Raw genomic sequence first — 12,855 nt, 5'->3', positions numbered from 1 at the left:
GCCATCTTGAGTTAAGGTTACTTAGTCTCGGTATATTTTTGTTAGGTCTTTATAGTGATCAATTCTACGGTCACGTAAGAAAGGCCAAATACGTCTTACGTTTTCTGAGCGTTTTTGATCAATTTCTACTACTAAAATTTGCTCATCAGTATTATTAGCCTCTGCTAATAGTTCACCTTGTGGGCCTGCAATAAACGAATTGCCCCAAAACGAAATACCATCGCTTTGCTCACTAGGGTCACTTTCATGGCCAACGCGGTTACAGCTAATTACCGGCACGCCATTGGCAACAGCATGGGCACGTTGGCTAATAACCCACGCATCTTTTTGACGAGTTTGCTCAGCCGAATCGTCGTTAGGATCCCAACCGATAGCGGTTGGATAAATTAATACCTCAGCGCCAGCCATTGCCATTAAACGTGCAGCTTCCGGAAACCATTGATCCCAACATACTAGCACGCCTAATTTACCCACCGAGGTTTGAATAGGCTCAAAACCGATATCACCTGGGGTAAAGTAAAATTTTTCGTAAAAACCTGGATCATCAGGAATATGCATTTTGCGGTATTTACCTGCAATACTGCCGTCTTGCTCTAATACAACTGCAGTATTGTGATAAAGGCCCGTAGCGCGCTTTTCAAATAAAGACGCGACAATAACAATGCTTAGCTCTTTAGCAAGCTCACCTAAGGCATTACTGCTAGGGCCTGGAATGGTTTCGGCTAAATCAAATACGTCAACATTTTCGGTTTGGCAAAAATAGAGGCTTCGGTGTAGCTCTTGGAGTACAACCAGTTTTGCACCTTTTTGAGCGGCTTCACGAATGGCACTTATTGATTTTGCCATATTGTCCTGAGCGTTATCGGTATTGCTTTGTTGCACTAACGCAACGGTTAATTTTGCAGGGCTTGTCATTGTGCTGCTCCAGCTAAAAATCCACGAGGTAATTGCATTGTAATACAGTGCAGGCTGCCAAATTGTTCAATAATTGGTTGGCAATTTACGCCAATAATAGTGTGTTGTGGGTATGCTTTTTGAACTTGCGCAAGAGCACGCTCATCATTGGCATCATTATACGTTGGCACAAGCACAGCATTATTAATAATTAAGTAGTTAGCGTAGGTAGCCGGTAAGCGTGTTTGCTTATCGTCATAAGCGGCTTTTGGCCACGGTAACTCAATTAAGTTATATGGGGTGTTATCGGCAGTTTTAAAGGTTTTTAGTTGTTTTTCCATCGCATCAAGTGCGCTAAAGTGCTCATCAGTTTTATCGTCACACTGCACATATACAAGGGTATTATTTGGTGCAAAACGCACTAAGGTATCAATGTGGCTGTCGGTGTCATCGCCCGCTAAATAGCCATGTTCAACCCATAAAAAACTCGTCGCGCCTAAGTGCTCTTTTAAAAGTGCTTCAATATCATTTGGGTTTAAATCAGGGTTACGGTTTTTATTAAGTAAACACTCACTGGTTGTTAGCAACACACCGTGCTCGTTTATTTCAATACCGCCACCTTCAAGTACCATATCGAGCGCTTGATATTGGTTGTTTGTGCTACTTAGCTCTTTTACCAAAGTACAATTAATTTGATTGTCTAATGCGCTTTCAAACTTATTGCCCCAACCATTAAAAGTAAAATCATATACTTTTAATGGCTTTGGTGAATCAATAGCGGCGCAAGTAAGCGGACCATGATCGCGCGCCCAGGTATCGTTAGTAGGCGTTACTACAAAATGGACACGATTAAGAGAGACGTTAGCACTATTTAGTAATGCTGTAATATGCACTTTTAAGGCACTGTTATGCGCCACAATAACAAGCTGTTGCTGCGTTGTTATGTGTTTAGCAAGTTCAATATATACAGGTTCTACACGCGCTAAGTTGTCGGCCCAATCGGTGTCTTTGTGAGGCCATGTAAGCATAACAGCGTCTTGCTCGGCCCATTCTGGTAAAAGTCTAAAGTTCATGAATTTTATATACTAATTAAGATGGCGCTAGTTTAGCATTTTACATAAAGATGTCAGCTAATTATCACTGTTTAGGTCGCCTTGGTTTTGATCAAGTTCTTGACGTTTTTTAAGTTGGCGGGTTTGAGCATGTAAACTCGCTCTAACAATAAGTTCTTGGTCAGTGGTTCTAATTGCGGTAAAGAGCATAGTGTATTGGTAGTGTTCGCTATCTTGTTTTTCTACTGCCACAACTTCGGTGTAACAATAAACCGCAGAGGCCTCGTGGTGCAAAAACAGTTTGGTTCTAAATGCTTGGCCAATTGAGTGTACTTCAGGTGATGTAAAACGAATACCGCCACCGCCGTAGCTATCACATTGTATTGCGTTATCTTGGGCTTGTTCTGAGGCCAAAATATGGCTCATTATTAAATCTATTTTACGTGACTGCGCTTGTAAAAAAGTAGCTAGCTCTTGTGCTATATCGCCTAAGTTACGCAGTGGGCGTAACGAGCTTTGCTCAAGCTCACTTACTTCATTTGCTAATCTAAATAGTGGGGGAATGTCGTCTTCAAGCTCAAGCTGCGATTTAGGAACTTGTCCGTTTGATACGGGGAATAAATTTACTCTTATACTTTCATTAATTTGAAAGTACTGCTCAAACTCACCTAATCTTTCACTATTCATTATGTTCTCCACCACGTATTTATTTAATAGTAGCGTTGTGAGTACTAAATTGCTAGCAGATAAAATAACGCGTAGCGGGCTAAATGCTTTGTTTACATTCAATTTTTAACATACAGATTATGAAAATAAATACACTAAGACATATTTAGGGGGAGTTACAAAAAAGCGGCCAATGTCATCCTAACATTGGCCGCTTGGGTATTGATTCATCAGCGTGTACTTATTTAAGTAGAGCGGCTAATTCATGTAAATCTTTCACAACGTGATCTGGTTTTTTAGCTAATGGGTAAAGTGCTTTACCTGGGCGTGCTATAAAAGTGGTTTGTAAGCCAGCTTCTTTTGCACCAGCAACATCCCAGCCATGGGCTGCAACCATCATTGCTTCATTTGGTGCTACGTTTAGCTTTTTAAGTACCCACTCATACACACGTAAGTCTGGTTTGTAAATTTTAATATCTTCAATGCTGTAACGCGCATCAAAGTAAGACATTAAACCAGCGCTTTCAAACTGTGCCTTTACACCTTTGTTTGAAGAATTTGTAAGGCTTACTAACTTATAGCCCTGTGCTTTGAGTTTTGCCAGTCCTTCTTTAACATCGCTGTGGGGAGGAAGCGTTAAAAGAGGCGTAACAATAGCTGTTTTAGCTTGTTCACTTGTAATATCAATGTTGTTATTTTGAGCAACCATAAGAAGTGACGCCACACCGATTTGCCCAAAGTCGTGATAACTACCGCTTACAGTATCTACTAATGAATGATGCAGCATAGTTGAAAACCACAGTGGTAATAAATATTCACGTCCGCCTAGCGCTTTACCAATAGAGGTACGCATTGACGTTAAATCAAGTAGGGTTTCGTTTACATCAAAAATAAGCACTTTAGGTTTTGCTTGTTCTTTTGGTTCATCAGCGACTGCATAACCAGATACAAGGCTTGTGCCCACAAGTAGTGAAAGAGTAAGTGTTTTTAACGATTTTAAAATAGACATTAATTATTCTCCGATTCAAGTGCTGTCATAACATCAATAGGTTCTGCGCGTAGGGTGTAATCTTCGCTTAAAAATGCGTATGTAATTACACCTTCTTGGTTTATCACATAGGTGGCCGGTAGCGGTAATTTAAAGCTTTTATCGCCGTAGTAGTGTTCAAAATCAATACCAAATTGTGTGTATAACGCTTGAATACGCTCATCAAGTGTAAACAATAAACCAAATTGCTCAGCTACTTTATTGCTCACATCTGAAAGCACGTCAAATTCAAGGTCGTTTTTTTGTGCAGTTGAGAGAGTTTCATCAGGTAGTTGTGGTGATATTGCGATTAACTGAGCACTTTGAGTTTTAAATTGTGGTAAGTAGTCGTTAAGTGCTTTTAGTTCTAAATTACAATATGGGCACCAGCCACCACGGTAAAAGCTAATGATTACCGGGCCTTTTTTTAATAAATCTGCAAGCTCAATGTTTTCGCCGTTATGGTTGGCTAAGCTAAAGTTTTCTACTTTTTTACCAATTTGCAATGCATTGTCTCTAATATGCTGTGCAATTAGCTCTTCATTTGTAGTGTTCATTAGTGCCAAAACGTCAGCCGGTAATTTGGCATCTTTTTGTACGTTATAGGCATCTATTTGCGCTTTTAAACTCATGATTGAACCTCAATAATTAGACTATTTGCAATTATAGTGTTTTAGATATTTAAATAAACATTGCAATACTGAAAGCTTCATTCGAAAATATTAAACATTGAAAAGTGCACAATGGCATCTTTATGTATAATTTAAGCGACCTAGAAACATTTATAGCTGTAGTTGAAAATAAGGGCGTGCTTGCTGCTGCCCGCGAGCAGCATTTATCGCCTGCAACGGTGAGCCATCGCTTAAGTAAACTAGAGCGTGAGCTTGCTACAGTACTTGTTTTTAGAGATAGCAGGCGAGTACGGTTATCTCCCGCAGGTGAAATATTTTATACGCGTGTGGGGGCTATAATAGAAGCTCTACACGATGCTGAACATAGTATTGGCGCGCGTAGCTCATCGGTGAGTGGTTTACTACGCGTGACCATGCCGCCTTGGGTTTTTTCAAAATACGTAATGCCTAAACTCAATGAGTTTGAGCAAGCTTACCCTGAACTAAAGCTTGATTTTTTAATAACGGATCATTTTGTAAATGTGGTTGATGACGCCCAAGATGTTGCAATTAGGGTGGGAAAATTAAATGACTCAGGATTACTTTCTCGTAAAATCGTAAACAATAGTCGCATACTGTGTGCAGCCCCTAGCTACATAGAAAAGTACGGCATGCCTGAAAATTTAACGCAATTGAGTGAGCATTATTGGGTTTGCCTGCCGTGGCAACGCCAGTTAAAGCTTTTTGACGAACACAAAAAAATACATACCTTTAATGCTAAAACTCGTTTTACTATTTCAAACTCCGATAATATGACACAAGCTGCCATTGCAGGTCATGGTATTGCTATTAAATCAAAAATAGCGATTAATGAAGATCTTAAAAACGGTATTTTGGTTGAAGTTATGCCAGGGGTAATGGCACAAGATGATGCACCGGTTTGGTTTTTACGTCCGCAAAATAGTTTAACAACCCGCAAAACCGATGTATTTTATGATTTTATGAAATCACTATTTTTGAGCTGCGAATAAGCGTTTAAATGATCGTTTTACTCCAGTTAAAAACAAATAACCAGTAAGCTCTGCAAGCAAGGCAACAATTATGGCAGCAACAATGGCGGCTATAATAGAGTCTTTTTTCAAAATGATTTGACCTTCAAAGCGTTGCCATACTTGTTGCTTTATATCGCTCATGCCACTGATCATAGTAAATATATACGGAGATTTCTCAAACCTATTTACGGCTATCTGTAAATCTTGCTGTCGCTCGTAAAGAGTACTGATATTACTTGCCCCTTTGTTCACAATTTCATCATCAATATTTTGATAGTGTTTTATTAGCTTATTTAAATCATTATTGAAATACTTAGCTGCATCGCTTTTAAAAGGCGCAACGGCATTATTAGCTTCAATTAACTGGGCTGATAGTGCTTGGCCAAAATCGCTTACAAATGCAGGTATTTGCACTCCAAGTAGTAAACCGAATGCAAAGAAACTAAGTCGTATATAATCTAAAAGTTTACTCATTTATCTTCCTATGCATTTAAATAACCCAGAATTAACATTTGAGCTTGTTTTTATGTCAAAAACTCGTAATCTATTGGGGCGTGTTAACCTTTGTGGATTGAACCCAAAGGGCAGCGCATGTTTGGCATTTATGCTGCAAATTCAACCACGAAAGGCCAACACGCCCTAATAATAAAAATAACAACAGGTGGATGTTAAGGATGACGAAAAAAGTAAAGTTCACGTCAACATTTGTTGATATTTCTAAACAGCTCAAACGTTTTGTATCGCGCATTGTTCAACCCGACGATGTAGAAGATATTGTGCAAGAAACTTTTGTAAAAAGCTATGAAGCTGATTTAAAACAAGACATCCAGTTTACCCGCAGTTATATGCTAAAAACAGCAAAACATCTAGCACTCAACCATATAGCTAAGTGGGACAATAAATTTAATGATTCGTTAGAAAACGATAACGAATTGCCCGTATTACTCAAATCAATGAAGCTCGAAGACGAATACACATCTAAAGAGCGTTTTTTACTCTTTTGTAGAGCTACTGAGCAACTAAGCTCATCGATTCGTAAATGCTTTATATTAAAAAAAGTTTACGGTATGAGCCAAAAAGAGATAGCAGACCAAATGCAGTTAAGCCAAAGCACTGTTGAAAAACACATTGCCAAAGGATTGTTACAAACCATGTTGTATATGCGTGAACATGAGCAAAGCCCTCAAACGAACCCTAAAGCTCAGGCACATCCTATATCAGTTAAGAGGGTCGCAGAATGAGTAATGTTCATCAATTTAATTCAAAAGATTTAATCTTAGAAAAGTCATGTGATTGGATAAGCGCGATTGATCGTGGTTTAACTGATGATGAAAAAGAGCAATTTAAATTATGGATGATGCAAAGCACTGCACATCAAGACTCTATATACGAGCTTGCTCAGCTTTGGGATGAGCTTTCAGTATTAAACGAATTAAGTCATTTATTTCCTCAGCGCAACAATACTAAAACATCAAAAAACAAGTGGATGTTTTCTTACTCAATTGCAGCGAGTTTGTTTGCAGCGTTAATGGTATGCAGCTACTTATTAATTAACTTAGAAAATGGCTACAACCAAGAGCTTGCTAAAGTTAATTACACTAAAATTTACAAAACAAAAGTAGGCGAGCAAGCAACGTATGTGCTGCCAGACGGCACCATAATGCAGCTTAATACTAATAGCTTACTAGAAGTTGCTTATAGCAAAGGTCGCAGACAGTTATTACTTAGTCGTGGGGAAGGGCGCTTTAATGTAGCAAAAGATGCCACGCGTCCGTTTAGTGTTATGGCTGGTGATAAAAGTTTTACCGCGTTAGGCACGGTATTTAATGTACAACGCAATACATCATCAGATTTAGAACTGGTGGTTACTGAAGGCAAAGTGATGATCACCGATCCAAGTGTAGCGGTTGATGCAAATGACTTTAAAGATTATCAACTTGCAGATAATAGCACGAAAAAAATTCGTCAAATTAATGCCAATATTGTTACCTCAGGCGAAAAAGCAGTTATTGAGCAAAGTGTTACAAAACCAATTACGCAGCTTTCAATGAACGACGTACAACGCGATTTGGCATGGCAAAACGGTATGCTTATTTTTAATGGAGAAGAGCTAAGCGATGCTTTAAATGAAGTAAGCCGCTATACAGCCACACGTTTTGAGCTTTCATCAGCTGAGCTTGCCAGTATTAAAGTGGCTGGAGTATTTAAAGCCGGTGACGTTGAAGGTTTACTAGAAAGTTTACAAACTAACTTTTCGATTGATCATGAGCGTTTAGGTGAGCATGTAGTAACGCTAAAACACCATACAGAATCATAAGTAGACGTTATGCAAATCAAACTAATGTTAGGTAAAGTTGCATCAATAAAGATTGAACGTAAAAAAAACATTAAAAAAAAGAAACAAAACCATAGAGGATTTTTGTTTGTCAGCTGTTTATATAAGTTGCGCAGTAACCAAACGCATTTATTGAGTGGATTTAGTGTGCTTGCACCGGCTATTTTTAGTTTAAGTGTACAAGCAGCAACTCAAACCACTGGGCAAATGGTGCAATTTGATATAAAAGCGCAGCGAGCAGACAAAGCCTTAATTGAATATGCTAAACAAACAGAGCAAACCGTGGTGTTTTCTTATGAGTTGGCAAAGCAGTATGACGCAAATTCAGTTTATGGATTTTACACTCAGCTAGATGCTCTAGAGGCATTATTAGGTGGGACTGAGCTCGATGCGGTTGTTGATCAAAATGGTTTACTGAGTATAAAACTCAAACAAATCAACAGGAATGATAACAACATGATGAAGCTTTCAGCGGTCAGTGCAGCAGTATTACCAGCTTTACTTGCAGTAAATTCGCAAGGTGTAAACGCAGCAGAAGAAGTCGCTCAAGAAAAAATTGAAAAAATCGCTATTGTCGGTAGCCGTGTAGCAGGACGTTCAGTTGAAGATTTACCCGTTCCAGTAGATATCCTAAGTGCAGAAGCGCTTGAAAATACGGGCCAAACAGAAGTTGGTCGTATGCTACAGTCTATCGCCCCTTCATTTAACTTTTCAAGCTCTGCAATTAGTGATGGTACTGATGCTTTAAGACCTGCGACACTTCGCGGTTTGGGCCCCGATCAAACATTGGTGTTAATTAACGGCAAACGTCGTCACCAAGCAAGTATCATTCATATTAATGGCTCTGTTGGGCGTGGTACCGCAGGTACTGACATGAATGCAATTCCAGCTTCTGCAATTAAACGCATTGAAGTATTACGTGATGGCGCTGCTGCTCAGTATGGTTCTGATGCAATTGCTGGTGTTATTAATATTGTACTTAAAGATGGTAGCGAAGGTGGCAAAGCGGCTATTAACTACGGTCAATATTCTGAAGGCGATGGCGAAACCATTAACCTTGATTTTAATAAAGGCTTTGCGCTAGGTGATGACGGTTATTTAAATACAACTATCAATTACCGTGAGCGTGCACCGACTAACCGTGCCGGTTTACATGGCTCTTGTCAGTTTTATGGTTGTACAGAACTAAGTGACGGCACTTTACTTGCTGGCGATCCGCGTGAGCTGACAGCCGATCGTGATACCTTTAGAATTGGTGATGCTGATTCTCAGCAGTTTGGTTTAACAATTAATACCGGTTACGAGTTAGGTGATGGCGAGCTTTACGGCTTTATTACTTACTCAACACGCGAAAATGAGTCGGCTGCATTTTTCCGTCATAATGCAAATGCAGGCGGTAACCCAGTACTACAAGATAACGATGCGACGATTCCGCTAGGTTTCTTACCAAAAATCAACACAACTATCGACGATATCTCGTACAACTTTGGTTATAAAACTGAATTTGATAACGATTCAAGCCTTGATTTATCTTACACCTATGGCGAGAACAGTATTGATTACACTACAAGTGACACTATCAATGCCTCATACGCTAACTTTTTACGTTATGACCAAGGCTTAAGTGCAGCTGATATTCGTACAACTATTCCACGTGAAGCGTACGCTTACGGCATGGAATTATCACTGCAAACAATCAATATTGATTTTACGCAAAACTTTGATGATTATTCTTTAGCAATGGGTGCAGAAATCCGTACTGACGAATATCGCATTTTAGAAGGTAATGAGTACGCATACCGCGATTACGATACAACCAACAACGGTGTAAGTATTTACAACGGCTTAAGTGGTGGTGTTGGTTCTGAAGATGCATCAGGTGGTTCACAAGGTTTTGGTGGTTCAGCTCCTGCGTCATCAGTTGATGAATCGCGTGATGTAATTTCATTTTACATAGATGCAGAAGCTCATGTGATTGAAGATGTAATTTTATCGGGTGCACTTCGCTACGATAACTACAAAGGCTTTGGTGATACAGTAAACTTTAAGCTTGCTGGTAACTGGTCTGTAACCGACGATATTTCACTACGTGGTGCATTAAGCTCAGGTTTTAGAGCGCCTTCAATGCAGCAGCTTTACTTTAATAACGTAAGTACGCAATTTGTTGTTGGTACTAATGGTAATTTAGTTGCAGAAGAAGTTGGTACATTTAGAAATGATTCAACACTTGCGCAAAGTTTAGGAATTCCTAAACTTAAAGAAGAAAAATCACAAAACCGTAGTTTAGGTATTGTGTATAACGTTACCGATAATATTAATGTAACCGTTGATTACTACTCGATTGATATTGACGACCGTATTGTAATTAGTGATCGCTTAGGTAAAGGGTTATCTACAAGCCTTGATGCAGCACTAAACAGTGCTGATGCTGGCGTAGGGCAGTTTTTCTTAAATGGTGCTGATACAGAAACTCGTGGTGTTGATTTTTTAGCAACGTGGAACACCGAAGGTTTAGGCGGCACGCTTGATTTTACACTTGCAGCTAACTTTACCAAAACAGATGTTGTATCGTTGTTCTCTCCTGCTGGCTCAAGCCTTGAGACAGTAAAAGTAGAAGATATATTCTCAGCTGAAGATATCTCTATTATAGAAGAGTGGCAACCAGAGGACCGTATTAACTTAAGTGCGCTTTATCAACGTGATGATTGGACTGTTAACCTCTCACTTAATCGTTTTGGTGAATACACAGTAGAAGATGGCGGTCGTCAAACGTATGGTGCAGAAATTTTAACTGACGTTAAAGTTAACTACTTCGTTACTGAAGACTTATCAGTAAATATTGGTGCAAATAACTTGTTCGATGTTTACCCAGATAAAAATGAAATAGGTAACTCTCGCTCAGGTACTATTGTAGATGCTAATGGTAATACCGTAATTAGCAGCTCAGGTGTGTTTGACTACTCACGTCGTTCGGCTCCGTTTGGTTTTAACGGTGCTTACTACTACGTAGGTGCAGAATATCGTTTTTAATTACTAACCTAAACTCTGGTTAAGATATTTAAACTTTGATTTCTCTTGCCAGAGGTTTTCAGTGAAAACAAGGCGAATTTATGCGTCAATAGCTGGCCTATTGCAATTAAATTCAACGCAGTTAACGCTGAAAATAGCTGTTAGAGATAGATTTATTAGCCAGAATTTAGGTTAAGCAACTCTCCCTTTTGTTATTTAACTCAAAGGGCCGTAAGGCTAATGCCGATCAGTTAAGAAAATGACCGGTTGACCGATCCAAACGATCATGCAAAATCCGTAGTTAGGAAACTAACTACGGATTTTTTTTGTGAATATAGAACAAGCACTGCAAGCAACACTTGAAGAAAGCAGCCGATACCATACCTTTGAAAAATTATCAGAAATTCTTGACCCTGAAATCATTGAACAAGGTTTTCAACAAGCAGGGATTGCAACCGTTCGTAAGCGAAGGTTACCGCTTGAGGCCGTTTTGTGGTCAGTTATTGGCATGGCATTGTTTCGAAAAGAATCGGTTTGGAATATCGCTAATAAGCTAGATATCATGTTACCAGACAAGAACCAACTCGTTGCTCCAAGTGCGATGGTACAGGCGAGACAAAGGTTAGGTGATGATTCCGTTAAACACGTTTTCAATAAATCTGCTCAATCAATGTATAAGCAACAGTCATTCGAAACATGGAATGGTTTGAACCTATTAGCTGTTGACGGTGTTGTGTGGCGAACAGCCGACACGCCTGATAATCGTAAAGCCTTCTCTTCTGGTAGCAACCAATACGGTGATACAGCCTTTCCTCAAATACGCATGGTCTGTCATATGGAATTGACCAGCCATCAACTGCTCAGTAGCGAGTTTGATAACTATAAAACCAACGAGATGAAATTAGCTGAGCGTTTAATTGAACGTACACCAGATAATTCGCTGACTATGTTTGATAAAGGATATTATTCTTTAGGCCTGTTAAATCGTTGGCACCAAACTGGGAAGATGAGGCACTGGTTGATACCAGCAAGGCCCGACTTACAGTATGAAATCATCTCCAGCGCGGGTAAAAATGACCATATCATTGAATTGAAAACAACAAAGCATGCACAAAAAAACTTTCCCGATGTTCCTGAAACGATTAAAGCGAGATTAATCAGTAAAACAATAAAGGGCAAAAGCTACCGTATATTAACCTCGATGACGGATAGATTGCGTTATCCAGGTAATGAAATTGTTGAATTATATTGTCATCGTTGGGAGATAGAACTTGGGTTTAGAGAAATCAAACAAACCATGCTTGATAGCGCATACCATTTAAGAAGCAAGCGTCCAGACATGGTGCGTCAGGAGCTATGGGGCGTGTTACTCGCCTATAATTTAATACGAAGAATAATGACGATGGCGGCGACAGTTACAGGGATATGGCCTAACCAGCTTAGTTTCTCTAGCAGTTCGATGGCTGTCATTCAGTATTTCTCGTCAGTATCTATAATGAGTCCAGGAAACATTCCAATACACTGGCAGCACTTACTCAATACACTGGTCTTATTTAAGCTTCCAGCTAGACGAGAGGATAGAAGATATCCCCGATGGGCTGACGAATCCCCAAAACGTGACAGGCACAGCAATTTATGATCTTATGTAAATCACCACAACCCACATAAGTCACAACTGCTATGCCTGAGACATCAGTTTGCCATAAGTACTTTAAACATGCATTAGCGCCATTCAATAATGCCAGAGTAAAAACATTACTAAGCTGCAGTAATGCATTAATTTCGGGCAATAAACTTACCTTAACTGAAATCGGCAGAAATTTGTCTGGCGCTGTGGATGTAAAACATAAAATAAAACGCGTTGATCGCTTCTTAAAAAATACTCACCTCTACAATGAAAGGGTCGCTATCTATGAAACATTAGCTCATCCTATTATTGACTCTTTACCCATGCTTGCAATTGCCGTTGACTGGAGCGGTGCCTGTGGTCACGACTATCACTTACTGCGAGCAAGCTTACTTGTGGATGGGCGCTCTATCGTGATTTATAACATGATTGTTGAGCAGAAGGATTTTGATAGCCCAGCAACCAACAGCCTGTTTTTAGATGAACTTTATGAAGTGCTTGGACGACATCCTAGTGTCTATATTGTAACAGACGGCGGCTTTCTTACGCCTTGGTATAGTAAAGTACGCGAACTTGGTTGAC

General features: G+C 39.5%; 12 protein-coding genes. 6 read left to right on the top strand and 6 right to left on the bottom strand.

All coding sequences use genetic code 11. The annotated features are described in order from the left end of the window. Positions 1-21: 21 nt before the first annotated feature. The 5 genes from ABX891_RS11190 to ABX891_RS11170 all read right to left on the bottom strand — a co-directional run bounded on the left by ABX891_RS11190 (position 22) and on the right by ABX891_RS11170 (position 4,271). The gene (locus ABX891_RS11190) at positions 22-915 is read right to left on the bottom strand and encodes a carbon-nitrogen hydrolase (protein ID WP_182194330.1); all 894 of its coding nucleotides are present in this window, start codon (positions 913-915) and stop codon (positions 22-24) included. Further along, on the bottom strand, positions 912-1,967 hold the full coding sequence (locus tag ABX891_RS11185) for an agmatine deiminase family protein (RefSeq protein WP_354629512.1): 1,056 nt from the start codon (positions 1,965-1,967) through the stop codon (positions 912-914). The genes ABX891_RS11190 and ABX891_RS11185 overlap by 4 nt, the downstream gene beginning before the upstream one ends. 57 nt (positions 1,968-2,024) lie before the next feature. After that, positions 2,025-2,633 carry a PilZ domain-containing protein gene (locus tag ABX891_RS11180; protein WP_002961502.1) on the bottom strand — a complete coding sequence of 203 codons (609 nt, stop codon included), beginning with the start codon at positions 2,631-2,633 and terminating at the stop codon, positions 2,025-2,027. A 220-nt stretch (positions 2,634-2,853) separates the two neighbouring features. Next, positions 2,854-3,621 carry a haloacid dehalogenase type II gene (locus ABX891_RS11175; RefSeq protein WP_290192725.1) on the bottom strand — a complete coding sequence of 256 codons (768 nt, stop codon included), beginning with the start codon at positions 3,619-3,621 and terminating at the stop codon, positions 2,854-2,856. Next, positions 3,621-4,271, bottom strand: coding sequence for a peroxiredoxin-like family protein (locus ABX891_RS11170; RefSeq protein ID WP_197098346.1), 651 nt, complete (start codon positions 4,269-4,271; stop codon positions 3,621-3,623). Before ABX891_RS11170 ends, ABX891_RS11175 begins: the two co-directional genes overlap by 1 nt. Before the next feature lie 122 nt (positions 4,272-4,393). On the opposite strand from ABX891_RS11170, the gene ABX891_RS11165 reads away from it, so the two are divergent. After that, positions 4,394-5,281: a LysR family transcriptional regulator gene (locus tag ABX891_RS11165; RefSeq protein WP_197098347.1), complete on the top strand. Its 888-nt coding sequence runs from the start codon at positions 4,394-4,396 to the stop codon at positions 5,279-5,281. Here the strand turns inward: ABX891_RS11165 and ABX891_RS11160 are convergent. Next, positions 5,261-5,776 carry a DUF2937 family protein gene (locus ABX891_RS11160; RefSeq protein WP_182682652.1) on the bottom strand — a complete coding sequence of 172 codons (516 nt, stop codon included), beginning with the start codon at positions 5,774-5,776 and terminating at the stop codon, positions 5,261-5,263. The two genes, ABX891_RS11165 and ABX891_RS11160, sit on opposite strands and share 21 nt — an antisense overlap. Positions 5,777-5,976: 200 nt before the next feature. Between ABX891_RS11160 and ABX891_RS11155 the strand changes: the two genes are divergently transcribed. The 5 genes from ABX891_RS11155 (at position 5,977) to ABX891_RS11135 (ending at position 12,854) form a co-directional block, all read left to right on the top strand. After that, entirely contained in the window at positions 5,977-6,543 is a 567-nt protein-coding gene (locus ABX891_RS11155; protein WP_002961494.1) for an RNA polymerase sigma factor, read from the top strand. Further along, positions 6,540-7,619, top strand: a complete 1,080-nt coding sequence (locus ABX891_RS11150) for a FecR family protein (RefSeq protein WP_197098349.1) — start codon at positions 6,540-6,542, stop codon at positions 7,617-7,619. Before ABX891_RS11155 ends, ABX891_RS11150 begins: the two co-directional genes overlap by 4 nt. Positions 7,620-7,628: 9 nt before the next feature. Continuing rightward, the gene (locus ABX891_RS11145; protein ID WP_354629511.1) at positions 7,629-10,667 is read left to right on the top strand and encodes a TonB-dependent receptor plug domain-containing protein; all 3,039 of its coding nucleotides are present in this window, start codon (positions 7,629-7,631) and stop codon (positions 10,665-10,667) included. Between the two features lie 307 nt (positions 10,668-10,974). Then, on the top strand, positions 10,975-12,285 hold the full coding sequence (locus ABX891_RS11140; protein ID WP_354629510.1) for an IS4 family transposase: 1,311 nt from the start codon (positions 10,975-10,977) through the stop codon (positions 12,283-12,285). 41 nt (positions 12,286-12,326) lie between these two features. Then, positions 12,327-12,854: a hypothetical protein gene (locus tag ABX891_RS11135; protein ID WP_354629509.1), complete on the top strand. Its 528-nt coding sequence runs from the start codon at positions 12,327-12,329 to the stop codon at positions 12,852-12,854. Position 12,855 lies beyond the last annotated feature (1 nt).

The organism is Pseudoalteromonas sp. NCIMB 1079 (genome assembly GCF_040567695.1).
Taxonomy (GTDB): domain Bacteria; phylum Pseudomonadota; class Gammaproteobacteria; order Enterobacterales; family Alteromonadaceae; genus Pseudoalteromonas; species Pseudoalteromonas distincta.
The sequence above is the reverse complement of the archived record's forward strand: the minus strand, read 5'-3'. Positions and strand labels throughout refer to the sequence as shown.

Bases quoted from the DNA above. Each gene is read 5' to 3' on its own strand.
- ABX891_RS11190 (WP_182194330.1), bottom strand. From the start codon at position 915: ATGACAAGCCCTGCAAAATTAACCGTTGCGTTAGTGCAACAAAGCAAT.
- ABX891_RS11185 (WP_354629512.1), bottom strand. From the start codon at position 1,967: ATGAACTTTAGACTTTTACCAGAATGGGCCGAGCAAGACGCTGTTATG.
- ABX891_RS11180 (WP_002961502.1), bottom strand. From the start codon at position 2,633: ATGAATAGTGAAAGATTAGGTGAGTTTGAGCAGTACTTTCAAATTAAT.
- ABX891_RS11175 (WP_290192725.1), bottom strand. From the start codon at position 3,621: ATGTCTATTTTAAAATCGTTAAAAACACTTACTCTTTCACTACTTGTG.
- ABX891_RS11170 (WP_197098346.1), bottom strand. From the start codon at position 4,271: ATGAGTTTAAAAGCGCAAATAGATGCCTATAACGTACAAAAAGATGCC.
- ABX891_RS11165 (WP_197098347.1), top strand. From the start codon at position 4,394: ATGTATAATTTAAGCGACCTAGAAACATTTATAGCTGTAGTTGAAAAT.
- ABX891_RS11160 (WP_182682652.1), bottom strand. From the start codon at position 5,776: ATGAGTAAACTTTTAGATTATATACGACTTAGTTTCTTTGCATTCGGT.
- ABX891_RS11155 (WP_002961494.1), top strand. From the start codon at position 5,977: ATGACGAAAAAAGTAAAGTTCACGTCAACATTTGTTGATATTTCTAAA.
- ABX891_RS11150 (WP_197098349.1), top strand. From the start codon at position 6,540: ATGAGTAATGTTCATCAATTTAATTCAAAAGATTTAATCTTAGAAAAG.
- ABX891_RS11145 (WP_354629511.1), top strand. From the start codon at position 7,629: ATGCAAATCAAACTAATGTTAGGTAAAGTTGCATCAATAAAGATTGAA.
- ABX891_RS11135 (WP_354629509.1), top strand. From the start codon at position 12,327: ATGCCTGAGACATCAGTTTGCCATAAGTACTTTAAACATGCATTAGCG.